General features: G+C 55.9%; 19 protein-coding genes and 2 pseudogenes. 14 read left to right on the plus strand and 7 right to left on the minus strand.

All coding sequences use genetic code 11. The annotated features are described in order from the left end of the window. Window position 1 precedes the first annotated feature (1 nt). The 6 genes and pseudogenes from BKP64_RS05350 to BKP64_RS05375 all read left to right on the plus strand — a co-directional run bounded on the left by BKP64_RS05350 (window position 2) and on the right by BKP64_RS05375 (window position 3,396). A complete protein-coding gene (locus BKP64_RS05350; RefSeq protein WP_070966959.1) occupies window positions 2-244 on the plus strand; it encodes a hypothetical protein in 243 nt (80 codons plus the stop codon). Between the two features lie 561 nt (window positions 245-805). After that, window positions 806-1,522, plus strand: a pseudogene (locus BKP64_RS19030) (PAS domain-containing protein); the annotation flags it as partial. Window positions 1,523-1,548: 26 nt separating this feature from the next. Then, window positions 1,549-1,653 (plus strand): annotated as a pseudogene (locus tag BKP64_RS19625) (ATP-binding protein); the annotation flags it as partial. 90 nt (window positions 1,654-1,743) lie between these two features. Beyond that, on the plus strand, window positions 1,744-2,028 hold the full coding sequence (locus tag BKP64_RS19385) for a response regulator (protein WP_198402650.1): 285 nt from the start codon (window positions 1,744-1,746) through the stop codon (window positions 2,026-2,028). 139 nt (window positions 2,029-2,167) lie between these two features. Then, the gene (locus BKP64_RS05370; RefSeq protein WP_070966968.1) at window positions 2,168-2,725 is read left to right on the plus strand and encodes a DUF1285 domain-containing protein; all 558 of its coding nucleotides are present in this window, start codon (window positions 2,168-2,170) and stop codon (window positions 2,723-2,725) included. Window positions 2,726-2,934: 209 nt separating this feature from the next. Beyond that, a complete protein-coding gene (locus tag BKP64_RS05375; RefSeq protein WP_070966970.1) occupies window positions 2,935-3,396 on the plus strand; it encodes an FKBP-type peptidyl-prolyl cis-trans isomerase in 462 nt (153 codons plus the stop codon). 65 nt (window positions 3,397-3,461) lie between these two features. On the opposite strand, the gene BKP64_RS05380 is transcribed toward BKP64_RS05375, so the two are convergent. Then, window positions 3,462-5,114: an electron transfer flavoprotein-ubiquinone oxidoreductase gene (locus BKP64_RS05380; protein ID WP_070966973.1), complete on the minus strand. Its 1,653-nt coding sequence runs from the start codon at window positions 5,112-5,114 to the stop codon at window positions 3,462-3,464. 415 nt (window positions 5,115-5,529) lie between these two features. Between BKP64_RS05380 and BKP64_RS05390 the strand changes: the two genes are divergently transcribed. From BKP64_RS05390 to BKP64_RS05410, 5 genes are all read left to right on the plus strand, one after another. Beyond that, window positions 5,530-6,279 carry an electron transfer flavoprotein subunit beta/FixA family protein gene (locus BKP64_RS05390; protein WP_070966979.1) on the plus strand — a complete coding sequence of 250 codons (750 nt, stop codon included), beginning with the start codon at window positions 5,530-5,532 and terminating at the stop codon, window positions 6,277-6,279. Beyond that, entirely contained in the window at window positions 6,280-7,221 is a 942-nt protein-coding gene (locus tag BKP64_RS05395; RefSeq protein ID WP_070966981.1) for an electron transfer flavoprotein subunit alpha/FixB family protein, read from the plus strand. Window positions 7,222-7,326: 105 nt separating this feature from the next. Continuing rightward, on the plus strand, window positions 7,327-8,169 hold the full coding sequence (locus tag BKP64_RS05400; RefSeq protein WP_070966984.1) for a putative RNA methyltransferase: 843 nt from the start codon (window positions 7,327-7,329) through the stop codon (window positions 8,167-8,169). Window positions 8,170-8,268: 99 nt separating this feature from the next. After that, window positions 8,269-8,679 carry an archease gene (locus tag BKP64_RS05405; RefSeq protein ID WP_070966987.1) on the plus strand — a complete coding sequence of 137 codons (411 nt, stop codon included), beginning with the start codon at window positions 8,269-8,271 and terminating at the stop codon, window positions 8,677-8,679. A gap of 34 nt (window positions 8,680-8,713) precedes the next feature. Continuing rightward, window positions 8,714-10,144 carry an RtcB family protein gene (locus tag BKP64_RS05410; RefSeq protein ID WP_070966991.1) on the plus strand — a complete coding sequence of 477 codons (1,431 nt, stop codon included), beginning with the start codon at window positions 8,714-8,716 and terminating at the stop codon, window positions 10,142-10,144. 26 nt (window positions 10,145-10,170) lie between these two features. On the opposite strand, the gene BKP64_RS05415 is transcribed toward BKP64_RS05410, so the two are convergent. Further along, window positions 10,171-10,557 carry a DUF3775 domain-containing protein gene (locus tag BKP64_RS05415; RefSeq protein ID WP_070966993.1) on the minus strand — a complete coding sequence of 129 codons (387 nt, stop codon included), beginning with the start codon at window positions 10,555-10,557 and terminating at the stop codon, window positions 10,171-10,173. Between the two features lie 104 nt (window positions 10,558-10,661). Between BKP64_RS05415 and BKP64_RS05420 the strand changes: the two genes are divergently transcribed. After that, window positions 10,662-11,795 carry a CapA family protein gene (locus tag BKP64_RS05420; protein ID WP_083329158.1) on the plus strand — a complete coding sequence of 378 codons (1,134 nt, stop codon included), beginning with the start codon at window positions 10,662-10,664 and terminating at the stop codon, window positions 11,793-11,795. Here the strand turns inward: BKP64_RS05420 and BKP64_RS05425 are convergent. After that, window positions 11,792-12,265 carry a hypothetical protein gene (locus BKP64_RS05425; protein ID WP_227515510.1) on the minus strand — a complete coding sequence of 158 codons (474 nt, stop codon included), beginning with the start codon at window positions 12,263-12,265 and terminating at the stop codon, window positions 11,792-11,794. The two genes, BKP64_RS05420 and BKP64_RS05425, sit on opposite strands and share 4 nt — an antisense overlap. A 12-nt stretch (window positions 12,266-12,277) precedes the next feature. Continuing rightward, window positions 12,278-12,607 carry a hypothetical protein gene (locus BKP64_RS05430; RefSeq protein ID WP_070966999.1) on the minus strand — a complete coding sequence of 110 codons (330 nt, stop codon included), beginning with the start codon at window positions 12,605-12,607 and terminating at the stop codon, window positions 12,278-12,280. A 206-nt stretch (window positions 12,608-12,813) separates the two neighbouring features. On the opposite strand from BKP64_RS05430, the gene BKP64_RS05435 reads away from it, so the two are divergent. Further along, window positions 12,814-13,227, plus strand: coding sequence for a hypothetical protein (locus BKP64_RS05435; protein WP_070967002.1), 414 nt, complete (start codon window positions 12,814-12,816; stop codon window positions 13,225-13,227). Between the two features lie 37 nt (window positions 13,228-13,264). Beyond that, a complete protein-coding gene (locus tag BKP64_RS05440) occupies window positions 13,265-14,506 on the plus strand; it encodes a saccharopine dehydrogenase family protein (RefSeq protein ID WP_070967004.1) in 1,242 nt (413 codons plus the stop codon). A 13-nt stretch (window positions 14,507-14,519) separates the two neighbouring features. Here the strand turns inward: BKP64_RS05440 and cydC are convergent, their stop codons facing one another. From cydC to cydB, 3 genes are read right to left on the minus strand one after another with little or no spacing between them, the layout of a single operon-like run. After that, entirely contained in the window at window positions 14,520-16,139 is a 1,620-nt protein-coding gene (gene cydC, locus BKP64_RS05445) for a thiol reductant ABC exporter subunit CydC (RefSeq protein WP_070967009.1), read from the minus strand. Continuing rightward, window positions 16,132-17,865, minus strand: coding sequence for a thiol reductant ABC exporter subunit CydD (gene cydD / locus BKP64_RS05450; RefSeq protein ID WP_070967011.1), 1,734 nt, complete (start codon window positions 17,863-17,865; stop codon window positions 16,132-16,134). The genes cydC and cydD overlap by 8 nt, the downstream gene beginning before the upstream one ends. Next, window positions 17,866-18,867, minus strand: a complete 1,002-nt coding sequence (gene cydB, locus BKP64_RS05455) for a cytochrome d ubiquinol oxidase subunit II (protein ID WP_070967013.1) — start codon at window positions 18,865-18,867, stop codon at window positions 17,866-17,868. Between the last annotated feature and the right edge of the window lies 1 nt (window position 18,868).

Below are 18,868 nucleotides of genomic sequence, written 5' to 3' on the forward strand. Positions count from 1 at the left end.
AATGAATGGAACAGGTAAGGCTAGCAGGCCTCTAGGGCGCAAAGCCCTTGCTACCCTGACATTGGCCTTGCTAGCTCTGTGTGGCAATTATCTGACTCTGCCTTTGTTCTTTGGTGTGGGCTTTATTTTCGGCTCCATCATGGTGATGGTAGCGGTAAGGTTCCTGGGAACACTCCCCGCGGTGTTAGTGGCTTTTACCGGGGGCTTTATACGCTGGCCTTATGGGGACACCCCTATGCCTTAATGGCGTTCACTCTCGAGGCTCTGGCAGTAGGTCTTCTCTATCAACGGGGGCTGCGCAATCTGGTGCTCGCCGATCTGGTCTTTTGGCTTGGGCTGGGTATTCCACTGGTGCTCGTGTGTTATCGAGGCTTTATTGGCATGGGGTGGGAGGCTACGCTCTTGATCGCCCTGAAGCAGCCGCTGAACGGCCTGTTCAATGCTTTATTGGCAGGCCTGGCCATTCTCGCGGCTCAACTGTATTGGCGTGGCGATCAACAACGATCAGTCGGGAAAGCGGGGCTTCCCAGCCTTTTGTTTCATGTGCTTTTAACTTCGATTCTGATTGCGGGCGCTGTGCCCGTGATTGTTGAGAGCTACAGTCAGCGACTGCAGTTGGAACAACGCGGCCTGCGGATGTTTGCGTTCCTGGCAGGTCTGCTGGCCTTCGGTATTCTGACTGCCCGATTTCTGAGCCAGCGGCTGACCGAACCACTCAGTAAACTGGAACGCATTAGCCAGGATCTGAGTAGCGAAATTGCTCGGGGTATCCAGCCGCAAATCCCTGACAGACCGATTGCAGAATATGACGGCCTTGGCAATAGCTTGCGAGAGATGGTCCTCGCTGCTCGCCGGGCGCGTTCGAGAATTGCGCGATTTCAATGCGGCTTTGTTCAGTGCGGCCGGCGCGATTATGGCTGTCATCGATCGAAAGGGGAACATTGTTCGTTTCAATCATGCTGCAGAACTCGCAACGGGCTTCAGAGCAGAAGACATCGAGGGCAAACCGATCTGGGAATATCTGGTGCCTCCGGAAGAGCGTGGGCGCGTTGAGAAAGTGTTCGACAACCTGACAGTGGGAAGCTTTGTCCCCCGTTCTGAGAACCATTGGTTGATGCGCGATGGCACACGCCGCCTTTATGAGTGGTCGAATGCGGTCATGCCCGACTCTCAAGGCGAAGTCGAGTTTATCGTCACGGTTGGCGTCGACATTACCAAGCGTAAACGAGCCGAAACGGCGTTGGTGGAGCAGGCAAAGCACACCCAGGCTGTTCTCGACAATATGGTGGACTGCATCATCACTATCGATGCAAATGGCACTATGCAATCATCCAACCCTGCGGCAACACAAATGTTTGGTTATGAACCCAATGGGCTATTGGGCCGCAACACCAGTATTCTCATGTCCGGTCCACAGCAGGAGGCTCATGACCGATACTTGCGTGATTACCAGGGCACCGGGGTGGCGCGCATCATTGGCAGTAGCCGGGAGCTCGAAGGACAGCGCAAGGATGGCAGTCGATTCCCCATCGAATTTTCAGGTCTCATATTTTTGAGAAATTCTCCCAAGCGGATTCATCGGATACGCGTCAAAAAGGGGGGACTGGTCTGGGGCTGGCGATTACCCGTGAGCTGGTGGAGAAAATGGGCGGGCGAGTTGATTTTAATTCCGTGGAGGGAGGCGGTGCGACCTTCTGGTTTGAATTACCTCTGATCGACACCAGTCAATGCGATCCAGATGTCATGCCTCAGGCTGCAGAGCGGTTGAATGGTCCGTGTATCCTCGTTGTAGAAGACGAGCCAGACGTTGCCGAGGTGCTTGGCTTGCTGTTCACCCGCAGTGGCTATCGGGTCGACGCTCGGCTGGTCGGAGCATTCAAGGCACTGAACATGAAAAAACTACAACGTATTTTACATGTAGAGGACGAAGCGGACATCACAGCCGTCGCGAAATTGGCTTTAGAACGCGTTGGCGGTTTTACTATCAGGAGCAGTGCCTCAGATGAGGAAGCTTTTCAGGAAGCCTAAGCTTTCGGCCCCGATCTGCTCTCTTGGATGTCATGATGCCGGGAATGGATGGCCCCACAACACTCAAAGCATTATGGGAAAGGCCGTTGCGGGCTGAGTGGATGCTCGGGTTGTAATCGTCTGTTTACGGAGCCACCTTATGGGTCAGAATCCCGAAAGCCTTGCGAAACGCGTAGAGCAAATTGCGAATAAACCTGGATTGCCGCCAGTGGATAATTGGCACCCGGATCTATCCGGCGACATGGACCTGCGCATTACACGAGATGGCCGGTGGATACACAAAGGCGCGCCTCTTGCACGAGAAGCCATTGTCCGGCTGTTTTCGACCATTCTCCGGCGCGAAGAGGATGGCGAATATTACCTCGTTTCTCCGGTTGAAAAATGGCGGATTCAGGTGGAAGACACGCCTCTGCTTGCACACACTCTGACTGTGGAGGGTGAGGGCGCGGATCAGGTTGTCAGGCTGACAACTAACGTCGGTGAAGTCCTTGAGGTCGGCGAAGAGCATCCGCTGGACGTGGGTACGTATCCCGGTTCGGAAGAGCCTCGCCCGGTGGTTCACGTAAGAAATGGTGTTGAGGCGCGGCTTGTTACCGCGGCGTATTACGATCTGGCAGCACACGCAACTGAGCAGGAAGTGAACGGACAGAAGATATTTGGTGTCTTCAGTCGCGGAAATTTCTACAAAATCGGGTGAAGCGGTTGAAAAGCGGGTAGGCGCCCCCAAAAATGATGGTAGAAAACGCACTATGTCACTTGTTAAACTGTGTTTTCGTGCTTGTTACGAGCCTGGCTCTCTAACGAGGCCCGGTGGTCGTAAGTCCCTCTGTGCAGTCTGGCTGTTCATGATCACTTTCGATTGCCTTAATTCAATTAAACAGTCATTGCGACACGCAAGGAGATCACATGGCCCAACCTCGTGTTGTCACCATCCACTACACGCTCACCAACGACCAGGGAGAAGAGCTTGATTCCTCCCGTGTAGAAGGTCGAGAGCCTCTGTCCTACGTGGAAGGTGCGCAGAACATTATCGGTGGACTTGAAAGTGCACTGAACGAAAAGAACCCTGGCGACCAGGTCAAGGTCTCTGTAGAGCCTGCTGAAGGCTACGGCGAAGTCAACGAAGAGCTGGTTCAGCCTGTTCCGCGCTCCGCTTTTGAAGGTGTCGACACCATCGAGCCGGGCATGCAGTTCCAGGCGCAGACTCCGGGCGGCCCCCAAGTTGTCCGCGTCGTGGAAGTTGGCGACGAGACCGTAACCATCGATGCCAACCATCCGCTGGCAGGCGAGACTCTGCACTTCGACGTTGAAGTGGTAGAGGCTCGTGAGGCGACTGACGAAGAGCAAGAGCACGGTCACGCTCACTAAGCTTTTCTGAAGCGCCACGAAAAAACGGCTCCCGCGGGAGCCGTTTTTTTTACCTGAATCGAAACTTACATGTTCGGGTAGTTGGGGCCGCCGCCGCCTTCCGGAGTCACCCAGTTAATGTTCTGGGCAGGGTCCTTGATATCACAGGTCTTGCAGTGAACACAGTTCTGGGCGTTGATCTGGAAGCTCTTGCCGCTGCCGTCGTCTTTCTCAACCACTTCGTACACGCCGGCCGGGCAGTAGCGTTGCGCTGGCTCGTCGTATTTCGGCAGGTTTTCCTGCAACGGAATGTCCGGATCGGTCAGCTTCAGGTGAACCGGCTGATCTTCCTCGTGGTTCGTGTTCGAAATAAACACTGAAGACAACCGGTCAAAAGTCAGTTTGTTATCGGGTTTCGGATAGCTGACCTTCTTGCACTCGGATGCCGGTTTCAGGGTGGCATAGTCCGGGGTGGTGTCGCGGAACGTAATCGGCAGGCTGCCACGCAAGATATTCTGCTCGAAGAAGGCAATTGCGCCGCCGACAACGTTGCCGAATTTGTGCATGGCCGGGCCGAAGTTGCGCTCAGCATAGAGCTCCTTGTACAGCCAGCTTTCTTCGAAACGCTTCTGGAAGCTGGTGATCTCCTCACCGGACTTGCCTTCCTTCAGTGCCTCGAATACCGCTTCCGCACCCAGCAGACCGGACTTCATGGCGGTGTGGGAACCCTTGATCTTGGAGCTGTTCAGAGTGCCTGCATCACAGCCAAGCAGGAGGCCACCGGGGAAGCTCATCTTCGGCAGGGCATTGTAACCGCCCTTGGCGATGGCGCGGGCACCATAGGAAACACGCTTGCCGCCATCCAGGTACTTGCTGACTTCGGGATGAAGTTTCAGACGCTGGAACTCTTCAAACGGACTGAGGTGCGGATTGCTGTAGGACAGGTCGGTAATCAGGCCAACATAAACCTGTCCGTTTTCCAGGTGGTAAAGAAAGGAACCACCGGTAGATCCGCTTTCGCTAAGCGGCCAGCCCGTGGTATGTACAACCAGGCCCGGTTCATGTTTGGACGGGTCAATGTCCCACAGCTCTTTGATGCCGATACCGTAGTGCTGGGGGTCCTTGCCTTCGTCCAGTTTGAAGTCGTTGATCAGGCGCTTGCCAAGATGGCCCCGGCAGCCTTCGGTAAACAGGGTGTACTTGGCGCGCAGCTCCATGCCCGGCATGTAGCCGTCTTTCTCGGAACCGTCACGGGCAACGCCCATGTCACCGGTAATGATGCCTTTAACCTGGCCGTCTTCAACAATGGTCTCGGCGGCCGCAAAGCCGGGATAGACTTCAACGCCCAGTTGCTCGGCCTGCTCAGCGAGCCAGCGGCAGAGGTTGCCCAGGCTGATGATGTAGTTGCCATGGTTATGCATGTTTTTCGGCACAAAACCATTGGGGATCTTTGTCGCCTTTTCCTGGTTTTTCAGCAGGAAAATGTCATCGCGGGTGACGGGCGTATTGAGCGGGGCACCTTTCTCTTTCCAGTTCGGGAAGAGTTCGTTGAGGGCAGTAGGCTCGAATACCGTACCGGCGAGGATGTGCGCGCCGATTTCAGAACCTTTTTCTACCACGCATACGGTCAGTTCCTCGCCAGCTTCCTGTGCCAACTGCATGACACGACAAGCTGCCGACAGGCCCGCAGGGCCGCCGCCGACGATCAGAACATCAAATTCCATCGATTCGCGTTCCACGTTGGTCTCCTCAAACTTCTTTAATGGATATTGTGTGCCCGCAGGCGGATTCAGGGGCGTCATCATACCGGTAAAAATGCCTATAGACGACTGTCAAAAGCTGAATTCCCCTGTTAATCCAGTCGAAAGGATAGCGTATTTAAAGAATCAAACAAACGTTTGTTTGAAATTCGGTCCGAGCTTTGGCATTGTACGCGTAGACCAAAACATCGTGTGTTTTGAGTCGTTTTTTAGTATCGTCTCACTGCCATTCCCAGTCAATACCGGGAAATTGGCTGAAACATTAGTCCTGACGCTTCATTTGAGGCTATTGATTCTGCTGACCGTTGCCTCCATCATTAGTGCGCACTGAATTTCAGCAGGCTTCGCGTGAGGACTGCAAGTCATAAACCCATCGTAGAAGAACGAGGAATCTATGAAGGTTCTGGTCGCTGTAAAACGAGTAATCGACTACAACGTAAAGGTGCGCGTCAAGCCGGACAACACCGGTGTTGATCTCGCCAACGTCAAGATGGCAATGAACCCGTTCTGCGAAATCGCGGTTGAAGAAGCGGTTCGCCTGAAAGAGAAGGGTGTTGCCAGTGAAATCGTGGTGGTTTCCATCGGTCCGAAAGCCTGTCAGGAGCAGATTCGTACTGCACTGGCCCTGGGTGCGGACCGTGGCATTCACGTGGAAACAGACGAAGAGGTTCAGTCTCTCGAAGCGGCCAAGCTGCTGAAGTCTGTTGTCGAGAAGGAAGAGCCGAAACTGGTTATTCTCGGCAAGCAGTCCATCGATTCCGACAACAACCAGACTGGCCAGATGCTGGCCGCGCTGACCGGCATGGGGCAGGGCACTTTCGCATCGGAAGTGGTTGTTGAAGGCGACAAGGTGAACGTGACCCGTGAGGTAGACGGCGGTCTGATGACCGTTGCCCTGAACCTCCCAGCCGTGGTGACGACCGATCTGCGCCTGAACGAGCCTCGCTACGCTTCTCTGCCGAACATCATGAAGGCCAAGAAGAAGCCGCTTGAGTCTGTGAGCCCGGCTGATCTGGGTGTCGACGTTGCTCCGCGCCTGTCCACTCTGAAGGTCGAAGCTCCGGCTTCCCGTCAGGCAGGTGTCAAAGTGGCTGATGTTGCTGAGTTGGTCGATAAACTGAAGAACGAAGCGAAGGTGATCTAAATGAGCATCCTTGTAATTGCTGAACATGACAACAGCAGCCTGAAACAGGCGACCCTGAATGTTGTAGCGGCGGCTAAAGCCATCGGCGGTGACATCGACGTATTGGTTGCCGGTGAGAACTGCGGTGCGGTCGCCGAAGCAGCTGCCAAGGCCGAAGGCGTAAACAAGGTACTGGTTGCCGATAACGCCGCGTACGGCCACTTCCTGGGCGAGAACCTGGGTGAGCTGGTGGCTGAAGTGGGTAAGGGTTACAGCCATATTCTGGCCGCCGCCGGTACCACGGGCAAAGACTTTATGCCGCGCGTTGCTGCGCTGCTGGACGTTGCTCAGGTCTCAGACATCATCCGCGTCGAGTCCGAAGACACCTTCGTTCGTCCGATTTATGCGGGTAACGCGATCGCAACCGTGAAGGCTGGCGATAGCATCAAGGTCATCACCGTTCGGCCGACAGGTTTCGATCCGGTTGCCGGTGAAGGCGGTTCAGCCTCTGTTGAGCAGTTGGATGTGGTCAAGGACGCTGGCTTGTCGTCCTTCGTCAGTGAGGAAGTGGCTGAGTCTGATCGCCCGGACCTGGCTAGCGCCGGTGTCGTTATCTCCGGTGGCCGTGGCATGCAGAACGGCGACAACTTCAAGATGCTGGAGCAGGTTGCTGACTTGCTGGGTGCTGCAGTTGGCGCATCCCGGGCCGCTGTCGATGCTGGTTTCGTGCCGAACGACATGCAGGTTGGCCAGACCGGTAAGATCGTTGCTCCGCAACTGTACGTTGCTGTCGGTATTTCCGGTGCTATCCAGCACTTGGCTGGTATGTCCGACTCCAAGGTGATCGTTGCGATCAACAAGGACGAAGAAGCGCCGATCTTCCAGGTTGCCGACTACGGCCTGGTAGCGGACCTGTTCGAAGCGATTCCGCAGCTCGAAGAAGAGCTCAAGAAAGTTCTGTAACTTTCATGCTGGCTCTTAAAAAGGCACCTTCGGGTGCCTTTTTTGTTGCCCGGCGATAAAATCACACCTACCCCAACTTCCACCAGACGTTCGGAAAACGCTTTCATGACCATCCTTCCTTTTGATGCACTGGCTTGCCCCCTGGATGGCGGCCGTTTGCAGGCCATCGGCAAAAGCTGGTGTTGTGACGCCGGACACAGCTTCGATGTTGCACGGCAGGGTTATGTTCACCTGTTACCGGTGCAGAATAAACGCTCAAAAGATCCGGGTGATAACAAACAGATGGTGGCGGCGCGCCAGAGATTTCTTAACCAGGGGTTCTATCAACCCATTGCAGAAGCGGTTAATCAGGCGGTACTTAGCGACTTGCCTGACAAAGGCACAGTCAATGTCCTCGATGCTGGCTGCGGGGACGGATATTACTTGCGGTTTTTGGCGAGCGCTGTGCAAACGAGTCAGGAGCTGGCGTTACTTGGCGTCGATATTTCCAAGTGGGCGGTGTTGGCTGCTGCAAAGCAGAATGGCGGTTCGAGGTGGGTGGTTGGAAGTAATGCAAATCTGCCAGTGCTTCCGGAGACTCTTGACCGAGTTCTCTGTCTCTTTGGCTTTCCGGTTTACGGTGAATTTGCACGGGTTCTGAAACCCGGAGGCCAGATTGTCCAGGTCGATGCAGGCCCTGGGCATCTTCGGGAGTTGCGCGAAGTCGTTTATGCAGAACTCAAAGCGCAAAAAGAGCAAGAGCAACCCGCGCCGGGAGGCTTCCATTATCTCGGCTCTGAACGAGTGCAGTACGACCTGGTACTGCATGAGAAGGAACAGGTGGCAGATTTACTGGCAATGACGCCGCACCTTTATCGCGCCAGCGCCGAGGGCCGAGCGAGAGCCGAAGGACTCCAATCTCTCACGGTTTCGGTTGACGTTTTGCTCCGGCGTTATGAAAAGGCATAATCAAAACCTTGGTTTTTTTGATCGATCAGGCTGCACTTGCCGCGAATAAAGGCTTTACTGTTAAAGAGTATCTTGTGTTTGCCGAGAGGTCTTTTCTGGATGAGTTGGGAGCACTTTCATCACCAGGCAGATGCGGGTGTCCGTGGCATTTCAGATACCCTTGCTGGCGCTTTCGCTGAGGCGGGCGTCGCTCTTACGGCACTGGTGACAGAGCCTGATCTGGTTCGCCCTCTCGTTTCCGTGCCAGTCGAAACCGCCGACGAAGACCCCGAATTGCTATTGGTTCGATTCTTGAACGCGATTGTCTACGAGATGGCTGTCCGCAAGCTGCTCTTTCACCACTACGAAGTCTCAATCCAGGGTAGTCACCTAACGGCTACAGCTTACGGGGAGCCGGTTGATATCGAGCGTCATCAGCCCGCTGTGGAAGTTAAGGGAGCAACGGCCACCGAACTCCATGTCGGCTTCAACAATGGTCGTTGGGTGGCTCAATGTGTAGTTGATGTCTGATGTGTACGAATGGCAGAAATGCCAGGAGGCGGATATGGATATGTCAAAGCTTCTGCAGCGTGGCGATTATGAATGGGAGCTTCCCAAGCAGGGAAGTATGAGGGTTCCCGGTATTTTGTATGCTTCCCGACGGTTGATCGAAACCATGGATAATAAGGTTCTCGAGCAGGTAAGAAACGTCGCTACATTGCCCGGTATCGTTGGCGCCAGTTATGCCATGCCAGACGCACACTGGGGTTATGGATTTCCCATAGGCGGTGTCGCTGCCTTCGACCCTGAAGAGGGCGGAGTCGTTTCCGCCGGTGGCGTAGGTTTTGATATCTCCTGTGGCGTTCGTTTATTGCGAACGGGACTGGCTCTCAATGATGTCCGCCCTGTATTGCCGGAGCTGATGGACGCGCTGTTCAACACCATCCCGGCCGGGGTGGGGAGTTGTGGCCAGATTCATTTGAACGACCTGCGCATGAGTGAAATGCTGCGAGGTGGTGCGCGCTGGTCTGTGGAGCAGGGCTGGGGAAGGCCTGAAGACCTGGAGCGCATCGAAGAGAATGGTCGCATGGCAGGGGCGAGGCCAGAGAATGTATCCCGACAAGCGCGGCGCCGCCAGTGCGATGAGATGGGTACGCTTGGTTCCGGCAACCACTACCTTGAAGTCCAGTATGTGGAAGCGGTGATGGATCGTGAAATCGCCGCCAGCTTTGGACTGAGAACCGGCGAAGTTGTCGTCAGCATTCACTGTGGTTCACGGGGCCTGGGGCACCAAATCGGCACCGAATTTCTGATTGAGATGGCCAAGGCTGCCAAGAATTCCGGCATTCCCCTGGCGGACCGGGAACTGGCCTGCGCACCTGCGACATCCACGGTGGGTCAGCTTTACCTTGGAGCCATGCGTGCCGCAACCAATTGCGCTTTCGCAAATAGAGAGATCATTTCTCATCTCGCCCGTCAGACTTTCTCTGAAATCATGCCTGGGGCCAAGCTACCACTGCTTTATGATGTCTCGCATAACACATGCAAGGAAGAAACCCACCTAATCAATGGAAAAGAAACGCGGCTCCTGGTGCATCGAAAAGGGGCAACGCGTGCATTCGGCCCGGGACACAGCGATTTGCCCCCAGCATTCCGCGAAAGCGGGCAACCGGTGCTGATAGGCGGCTCCATGGGCACAGCATCCTATGTATTGGCGGGCCTGGCAGAGAATGAGAGCAAGTCCCTTGGCTCCGCGTGTCACGGTTCAGGGCGGGCGATGAGCAGGCGACAAGCCAGGCGGTTGTGGCAAGGGCGCAAAGTGGTTGATGATTTGCGGGGGCATGGCATTCATGTCCGAAGCCCTAGCATGCGTGGGGTTGCCGAGGAGGCGCCAGACGCTTATAAGGACGTCGACGAAGTGGCAAAGGCCACCGAATGCGCCCGGCTTGCACGCCGGGTAGCACGCCTGCGACCACTAGGGGTTGTAAAAGGCTGACAGTGAGCCTTACCCCGCTTTTCCTTTTACTCGTTACAACTGTATCCGTGCAGCATCAAACCTTCTTCGAGGTAGGTAGGCAGCAGGGGGTGCGCAATCAGATAGTCCGCTGTCGTCTCGTTCCAGGCGTCTCCCGCGTGCGATAGGGTGATTTTCCATTCATCCAGAGTGTAATCGCCACGCCCAAGCCACAGTAACCCCACCATTTGTTGCTGCTGGTCGGGCTCCAGATCGTCTACCACGGCGCGGAATTCGGCGAGGGTGGAGTCACCGGCATGGGCTGCCAGCATCTGGAGATGCCAGTCTTCACTGGCATCGTCGGAGCTTGTCGGAATGACGACCTGCTCCTGAGCGTGAAATTCCCTTGCGAGCTGGATAAGTCTGCAGACAGTACTTGGGTTCACATCCAACATGACTGGTTCCTCCAATCAGGTCATATTATTGGTTATTTTATAGTCAGTGGTATCGTGTAAATTTGACGCCTGTCAACAACCGTATCAATGTGAGGGCACCGGCTATGGATAGGCCACCACTTAAAGTGTTTGTTTGTGGAGACGTGATGACGGGGCGTGGAATCGATCAGATTCAGGCATCCCCCGGTTCTCCAGAGCTCTTCGAATCCTGGGTCACCGATGCGCGCGACTACGTGCGCCTGGCTGAGCGGCGCAATGGTCCGATCCATCTGCCCGTTTCAGCGGACTACATCTGGGGCAGTGCCCTTGCTGAACTGAATCGTTTCGGGCCGGAGGTCCGCATCGCAAACCTTGAGACCAGTATTACCACCTGTAATTCACCCTGGCCGGGAAAGGGTATTCACTATCGTATGAACCCTGCCAATGCCGATTGTCTGGCTGCAGCGAAGCTTGATGTCTGCGCACTGGCCAATAACCATGTGCTCGACTGGAGCCATGAAGGGCTTTACGAGACGCTTGCGGTTCTTCGTAACCTTGGCATCCGGACGCCGGGGGCGGGTCTTGATGAACAGGAGGCCACGGCACCGGCTACGCTCGCGCTACCGGGGGGCGGGCGCATGGTCATTGTGTCGTGCGGACTGCAATCCAGTGGTATACCCAATTCATGGTCCGCAGGCCCGGAGCGGGGTGGGGTGTTTCTCCTGCCGGACCTGACGCAACATAGCCTGCGGCGTATCGGCGCTTTGTTTGACGGCGTGAGCCAGCCGGGTGACATACGAGTGGTATCCGTGCACTGGGGTGACAACTGGGGCTATGATATCAGCCCGGAGCAGCAGGCCTTTGCCCGTCAACTTGTTGATCAAGCCGGAGTAGATCTTGTTCATGGCCATTCTTCCCATCACCCACGGGGCGCTGAAGTATGGAATGACAGGCTTATACTTTACGGTTGTGGGGACCTCATCAATGACTACGAGGGAATAGGCGGTTACGAATCCTTTCACCCGGACTTGTCACTTCTTTACCTGATTACACTGGACCGTACTTCGGGAGCACTATTGAACCTGACAATGCCGGCTATGCGGATACGACGGTTTCAAGTTCACCGGGCTGACCAGAAGGAGATTTCCTGGCTCGCCGAGAGGCTTACTTTGGTATCCCGCCAACATGGTGTTGCTTTTCGGCAAACACCCTCCGGTGACCTCGAGCTCACCGGGTTACTGCATGGCGATCAACATTAACGCTCACGGGGAGCCTTTTTGCTAACGGTCTTGCGAGAAACAATCTTTTTTTCTGCTTTGCTGATAATGAGTGTATCCGCGAGAATGTGAAGGGCCTTGTTGGTGGTTCTTACTGCCCGATATATCTGCTGACTGGTCTGGTCGTGGGTTTTCTGTGCGTTCCGCGCGTTTTGCTGGAAGGCTTCATCCCGGGAGAACAAGTCGATCAGAACGAATGTGGTGTTGGAAATAGACCTGTGCAGTTTTTCAACAGCGCTGGCACCGGAAGATACCGTGTCTTCAAGAAGGCGGGCCCGATTTCTGACCTCAAGCAGATCCATTCGACTTTTCTGGACAGCGCTGGTGGCAGCAATCCTGTGCGAGTTGAGGATCCTGGTCTGCCGACGGCAAATCAGAAGCTGCCAATAAGTGAAGGACAGTGCCCCGGCAGCGATGATCAGTGAGGCTAACGAAATGGCTGGCGTGATCACGTTGGCATTCTCCTATCGGTACTCAATGTGCATTTCCACGTCAATTTCCCGCTCCGCGAGCTCCCCTTCGAGCTCTTTCATCACTTCCTGGTACACCATTTTTCGGACCATTACCGGCAGCTTGTCTGCCAACACGCGCGCGGAGCGGGATTCTCGCTTGGCGACTGCAATCGGATCCAGAACCCGCAGCGTAATAACCAGTTCGGGGTCTTGCTCAGAGTCTGTTATATCGTCACTCTCCATCATCTGTTTAACAAGTTTGCGCTGCTCCAGCACCTGCCAGCACAGAAACAAGCTGAACAAGGCAAGAGTCAGGCTGAGTGTTGTCAGGAATGTGATCAAACCAAACCTCCACGGGATTATCCAATTGACCCCCGGCAGTTTGCCTCAGGAGTGATGACAAACGATTGGCCAGAACGACGTTGATGGTAGTGCGTCCGGGAAAACAGAACGAACACTCAATACTGGTAAGGTTGTTTGCAGTATGATCGACTACTACGGAGAATCAAGGGCTTAAGGTACGCCCCTTACCCCAAAAGGAACGAATCATGGTTTATGCGAAAGCATTGATTGCCGGTTTTCTGGCAACCCTCATTTTTCATCAGGGTCTTTTCATGCTGTTTTATCTGGGCGGCATGGTTCCGGTTGCACCTTTCAACCTGACTCCGGTTCCGCCGTTCGGGGTGCCTTCGGTTATCTCACTGGCCTTCTTTGGGGGGCTGTGGGGTATCGTGCTCTGGCTGATCCTGGGGCGGATGGCTGGCGTGGGTTTTTGGCTGGGCCACGTACTGATAGGTGCGATTGGCCCGACAGCTGTCGCGATGCTGGTAGTCTTCCCATTGAAGGGCCTGGATGTTTCGGCGCAGACCTGGGTGGGTGGTCTGATTCTGAATGGCTTCTGGGGTCTTGGAGTTGCCATATTCATGCGCCTGATGGGCGCTCGTGTGCCAAGCGCCGCCTGAAAAGTCTATACATTTGATAAAACAGGAAGGATGAGCAATGACAAATTCAGCAGAAACACCCTACGATCTGGTCGTGTTCGGTGCCACCAGCTTTGTAGGGCAGATACTCACGCGTTATTTGCTCGACACCTATGGAGTGGGTAAATCTGTTAACTGGGCCATTGCCGGCCGGTCAGAAGCAAAACTCAACACCCTCAAATGCGAATTGGGCAAGGAGGCAGCGGAGCTGGCGGCGATACTTGCCGACGCCGGAGATGAGAGCAGTCTCCAGTCCATGTGCGGCCAGACCCGCGTCATCATTTCCACCGTAGGTCCTTACGCGCTGTATGGTGAGCCTCTCGTACAGGCTTGTGTCCGGGCCGGTACGGACTACTGTGACCTGACCGGCGAGGTTCAGTGGATCCGCAAAATGGTGGACCGTTACGAGGACGAAGCGAAGGCATCCGGGGCCAGAATCGTGCATTGCTGTGGATTTGACTCTATTCCCTCGGACATGGGCGTATGGTTCCTGCAGAATAAATCGGAAGAGCTCTTTGGCGCGCCGTGCCAGGACGTTCGCATGCGGGTCAAGGTTGCGAAGGGTGAGTTCTCCGGTGGCACTGTCGCCTCAATGATGAACATTGCCAAGGAAGCGGCTGCAGATCCCGAATTGCGCAAGGAACTCGCTAATCCGTTCTCCATTTGCCCCCCTGATCACCGGTCCGAAACCCGCCAGCCGAGCCTGAAAGGGGCGGAGTATGACAAGACGTTTGGTGTCTGGCTGGCGCCATTTGTGATGGGGGCAATTAACACCCGGATAGTGCACCGTTCAAATGCCCTGCAAAACACCCGTTATGGCAAGGAGTTCACCTACGATGAGGCAATGATGACTGGCCGGGGTGTGAAAGGACGACTGGCAGCCTACGGTATTATCGGGGCTCTGGGCGCATTTTTCACGGCGTCTGCCATCAAGCCTACTCGATGGCTGGTGGAAAAGTTTGTACCACAGCCGGGTGAGGGGCCGAGTCCCGAAGCCCAGAAAGCGGGCTTCTACGATTTGCGATTTGTTGGCCATACAGTGGATGGCAAAACAATCATCACCAAGGTGACAGGCGATCGGGACCCGGGCTATGGTTCCACCGGTAAAATGCTCGGTGAGGCCGGCATGTGCCTGGCCTTCGACGTACCGGCCGACAAGGCCGGTGGCTTCTGGACACCCTCGTCCCTGCTTGATGGCAAGCTGATGGAAAGGCTTACCGGCAAAGCCGGTTTGACGTTCGACGTACTTGAGACCCGGTAAGTTATACGGGGCCTTATGTCGAAAGATGAATTACGCGGTCGGTGTCCGGAAGGGCATCCGGCCCGTGAGCAAGGCTGATCACGGTCTTACCTTCCAGCCAGGGGGTCAGTCTCCGGCAGATTGAGGCGCGGGTTTCTGCGTCGACACCGGTAAATGGCTCGTCGAGAATTACCAGCGGAACCGGGGCCAGCAACACTCTTGCCAGGGCAATCCTGCGAGCCTCACCGCCTGACAGGCGGCTGCCGGCACTGCCCAGCCAGGTATCAAGCTGGTCCGGTTCTTCGACAAAACGCTCTGCCATTCCTACCAATTCAAGCATACGCCAAAGCTCGGTATCACTGGCCTCGGGGCTGCCCAGCAGCAGATTGGCCCGGAGAGTGTCTTCAAAAAGAACGGTGTCCTGTGTGAGGTAGCCGACTGCTTCGGCGGCAACTGTGCCCCTGAAGGGCGTGATAAGACCTGCAAAGGTTTCGGCCAGGGATGATTTGCCGCTGCCGGAATGACCGATAATCCCAACTCGCTCACCTTTTTTTACACTCAGATCAAAGCGAGTAAAAAGAGGAGCCTGGCCTTCGTGTTTTACAGCGAGGTCTTGCGCCAGCAGCGATAAGTCCGGGGGTAACTCCGTTTCTGTTGGCTTACTGGCCGTCAGGTTCTCAGCCTGGCTGTCACGGTTAAGGCGAGTCGCGGACGCCTGGGTAGCACCGAGTTTGCCAAAGGCATCCGGGAGCATGCCGTAGATTTCCGCCAGTCCAAGAAGTGCTATGGGCACAAGCACCAGAACCGGGCCGGCGATCAGTCCTGCCTGGAAAAGGGAAAAGCCGACCCAGAGGGCAAACACAGCGGCAAGATTGATGAATAAGTGCGCTGCTGCCAGATTCCAGCCGATCCGACCATCGGCTTTTGCCTGCTCAGAGGTGAACTGATGTGCCTGACGCATCAGCCAGGCAGCGTGTTTGCCGGTCCGGCCTGCGGCGGTGAGTTCGGCAAAGCCTTCCAGGTGCTCGACTACTGCCATTCGCAGCTGTTCTTGCCTGTCGCTTTGTCGATGGGCAACGTGGCGGGTGCACAGGTATGCGCCCAGTGTTGCCACCAGCAACGCAGCGCCAAGAACCGCGCTCAGGCCAAGTGCGGTTGTGCCATCGAACAAAACGCCTGCAAAAATCACCATGAGAGCTGTTACCAGTGCCGCCAGAGCAACGGGCGCGATCAATCTCAGGTAGAGTGTATCGAGCGCATCGACATCACTGGTCAGCCTGGACAGCCACTGAGCGCCCGTCAGACCGACTCGGTTCGCGCGGCTTGATGCGGCTAGTTTGCGGAACAGATCCACGCGTATATCCGTCAGCAGGCGCAATACGGTGTCGTGGTTATAGACCCTCTCAACATACCGTGCGACTGTTCGGGAAACCGCGAAAAACCGGATACCACCACCAGGCACGTAAAGATTGATACCTGCCTGAATCCCTGCGGCCAGTGCTAGACCGACCAGCGCTGTTTCCGTAATAAACCAGCCGGACAGCGCCAACAGCCCGATCCCGGACAGCAGCGTAAGAAAAATCAGCAGGCCGCCCACTGCAAGACGGCCGGGGCGCTGGAAAATCAACCGGAGCCATGGGATCAGCTCATGCATCGCGAACCTCCCGGCCGGAGACCAGCAATATTCGGTTTGCGAGGGTCAGAAGGGCCTGGTGATGGGTGGAGAAGATGAGCGTTTTACCGGCTTGGGCAAGCTTACGCAAACCTGCCAGCACATAGGCCTCGCTGTCCGCGTCGAGTCCTGCGGTGGGTTCATCAAGCAGAATAAGGTCGTAGTCGGCAACAAAGATTCTCGCCAGGCTCAGACGCCGTGCCTGGCCGCCGGAAAGCCCCCGACCGTCCTCCGAGACTTTACTGTAAATTCCGCGTTCACGGCTTGCCATCAGTGGCCCAAGCCCTACGTTACTCAGGGCCGTCTCAATGGCAACGTCAGATGCTTCCGGTGTCGTCAACCGGAGGTTGTCGGCCCAGGTGCCATCCACCAGAAATCCTTTTTGCCCCAGCCAACCAAAGCTGAAATTGCCCGGAGCCTGACCGAGGACGCCGATAGAGCCGGAATCCGGTTGCATGAAACCGGCCAGCAGATGGAGTAGAGAAGACTTTCCCCCTCCTGAAGGCCCGGTGAGCGCAACACAGTCACCCCGGCGTATTGCCAGGTTGAGGTGGTGGAAAATAGCCTGACCTTGCCGGTAGGCAAGGCAAACGTCTTCCAGGCGAATCTCCTCGCCGTTCGCTTCAGAGAAGCCTGAAGACTTTGCTCCGCGTGGCTCTTCGTGTGCCTCCGTTCCCGCCAGCCTGGACAGGATTTCGGAGCTGGCGCCTAGCGCTGCCGCCCGGTCATGGTAGTGCTGGGAGAGTGTGCGGAGCGGCTGAAAAAATTCCGGAGCCAGGAGCAGGATTAACAAACCGGAAAACAGAGTAAGTTCTTCGGCGGGGCCATAGGTGATAGAGCCCAGTAAGCCGAAACCGATGTAGATAGCAATAACGGCAATCGCGACAGACGCGAAAAATTCCAGTACAGCCGAAGACAGAAAGGCGATTCTGAGCGTCTTCATCACGACATCTCGATAGCGATCCGATCGTTTTCTTATGAGCTCGGTAGCGCCGTCTGTCTGGCCAAAAAGCTGGAGTGTGGTAAGCCCGCGAACCTTGTCCAGAAACTGTCCCGACAGCCGACTGATGGTCTCGAAATGCTGTTGGTTCAGTTTTTCCGCGCCCATTCCGACCAGCGCCATGAAAATGGGGATCAGAGGTGCGGAAAGCAGCAGGAAAATACCGGCGAGCCAGTCCAGGTAGAAAACCAGAGCGAGGATAGTTGCCGGCACAATCAGGGAGAGCGTCATCTGGGGAAGGAAACGGGCAAAGTAGCCATGGAGCGCCTCCACGTGATCAATCCATTCCCGGGCGAGCTCACCCGCTGAGGCATGGCCGATGGCAACCGGACCGGTCTGTTGCCAGTGACGGTTGATCTGACGTCGGGCATCACGCCGGACCTGCTCACTGCATCGGGCAGCGAAACGCGCCTGAACACCCTGAGCGACTGCCCGGATAACCATGGCTAACAGAAGGCCAGTAAAAAGGGCGGAGAGACTGCTGACCGGACTGTTTTCTATCACGCCCTGATGGATAATACGGGCCAGAAAAAACATCTGGAGAATTGTCGCCAGGCCGGCGACGAGACCAGCCAGGACCGTTCCCCGAACCCACCGCCGGCTACCCTTGGCGAGTTCCCTCAGCCAGTCTTTAATCTGGCGTTGGGAGGGGAGCGGTGATAGCCCCTCCGCGCCCTCCCTTGGCCGTTCCGCCTCTGGTTCCGGCACTTAATGGTAACCCTCACCGGCGCGAACCTTGCCACGGAACACCCAGTAGGTCCAGGCGGTATAGACCAGCACGATGGGGATCACGAACAGCAGGCCCAGCAACAGGAAGAGTTGCGACTCATACGCTGAAGCCGCTTCCCACAGGGTGTAGTCCGGTGGCACCACATACGGCCAGCGGCTCACCACCAGTCCCAGATAGGTGGTGATGAACAGACCCATGGTGGCTACAAACGGCATACCTTCATACCGGTCGCGCACGGAACGGTAAATCTGGAAAGCACACAGCAAAGTAAGCACGGGCAGGATCCAGATCACGCTCAGGTTGGAGAACCAGCGCTCCCGCACCAGATCATCCACAAACGGCGTCCACACGCTGATGATCCCGAACACAATGATCACGGCCGCCAGAAGTGGCAGAGTGATTTTGTAAGCCCACGCCTGAAGCCTGCCTTCGGTTTTCATGATCAACCAGGTGGACCCGAGCAGGGCATAGCCCGCAAGCATGCCCAGGCCCGTCAGCACGGTAAACGGTGTCAGCCAGTCCAGCGCGCCGCCCACATACACCCCATTGGCGGTCTCAAAGCCCTGGATATAGGTGCCAACCACCGCACCCTGGGCAAAAGATGCCACGGTAGAGCCACCGGCAAAGGCCCAGTTCCAGAGATACCGGGAGGTCCGCGCCTTGAACCGGAACTCAAACGCCACACCCCGGAAAATCAGGCCAGCCAATAGCAGGAAGACGCCAATGTACAACGCCGGCAGGAAGATGGTGTAGACCATCGGGAAGGCAGCCAGAAGTCCAGCGCCCCCCAGGACCAGCCAGGTTTCGTTGCCGTCCCATACGGGGGCCACGGAATTCATCATGGTGTCCCGGGCTTCTTCGTTGGGCGCAAACGGAAACAGGATGCCGACGCCCAGGTCAAACCCATCCATCAGCACATACATGATGATGCCGAAGCCGATAATAAATGCCCAGATCAGTGGCAGATCGAACAGTTCCATA

Origin of the sequence: Marinobacter salinus (assembly GCF_001854125.1) — a bacterium.
Taxonomy (GTDB): domain Bacteria; phylum Pseudomonadota; class Gammaproteobacteria; order Pseudomonadales; family Oleiphilaceae; genus Marinobacter; species Marinobacter salinus.

Excerpts from the sequence above, each read along its gene's own strand:
- BKP64_RS05435 (WP_070967002.1), top strand. The coding sequence starts at position 12,814 with ATGGTTTATGCGAAAGCATTGATTGCCGGTTTTCTGGCAACCCTCATT.
- BKP64_RS05370 (WP_070966968.1), top strand. The coding sequence starts at position 2,168 with ATGGGTCAGAATCCCGAAAGCCTTGCGAAACGCGTAGAGCAAATTGCG.
- BKP64_RS19385 (WP_198402650.1), top strand. The coding sequence starts at position 1,744 with ATGCCTCAGGCTGCAGAGCGGTTGAATGGTCCGTGTATCCTCGTTGTA.
- BKP64_RS05405 (WP_070966987.1), top strand. The coding sequence starts at position 8,269 with ATGAGTTGGGAGCACTTTCATCACCAGGCAGATGCGGGTGTCCGTGGC.
- BKP64_RS05415 (WP_070966993.1), bottom strand. The coding sequence starts at position 10,557 with ATGTTGGATGTGAACCCAAGTACTGTCTGCAGACTTATCCAGCTCGCA.
- BKP64_RS05350 (WP_070966959.1), top strand. The coding sequence starts at position 2 with ATGAATGGAACAGGTAAGGCTAGCAGGCCTCTAGGGCGCAAAGCCCTT.
- BKP64_RS05375 (WP_070966970.1), top strand. The coding sequence starts at position 2,935 with ATGGCCCAACCTCGTGTTGTCACCATCCACTACACGCTCACCAACGAC.
- BKP64_RS05395 (WP_070966981.1), top strand. The coding sequence starts at position 6,280 with ATGAGCATCCTTGTAATTGCTGAACATGACAACAGCAGCCTGAAACAG.
- cydB (WP_070967013.1), bottom strand. The coding sequence starts at position 18,867 with ATGGAACTGTTCGATCTGCCACTGATCTGGGCATTTATTATCGGCTTC.
- BKP64_RS05390 (WP_070966979.1), top strand. The coding sequence starts at position 5,530 with ATGAAGGTTCTGGTCGCTGTAAAACGAGTAATCGACTACAACGTAAAG.
- BKP64_RS05410 (WP_070966991.1), top strand. The coding sequence starts at position 8,714 with ATGGATATGTCAAAGCTTCTGCAGCGTGGCGATTATGAATGGGAGCTT.
- cydC (WP_070967009.1), bottom strand. The coding sequence starts at position 16,139 with ATGCATGAGCTGATCCCATGGCTCCGGTTGATTTTCCAGCGCCCCGGC.
- BKP64_RS05440 (WP_070967004.1), top strand. The coding sequence starts at position 13,265 with ATGACAAATTCAGCAGAAACACCCTACGATCTGGTCGTGTTCGGTGCC.
- BKP64_RS05420 (WP_083329158.1), top strand. The coding sequence starts at position 10,662 with ATGGATAGGCCACCACTTAAAGTGTTTGTTTGTGGAGACGTGATGACG.
- BKP64_RS05400 (WP_070966984.1), top strand. The coding sequence starts at position 7,327 with ATGACCATCCTTCCTTTTGATGCACTGGCTTGCCCCCTGGATGGCGGC.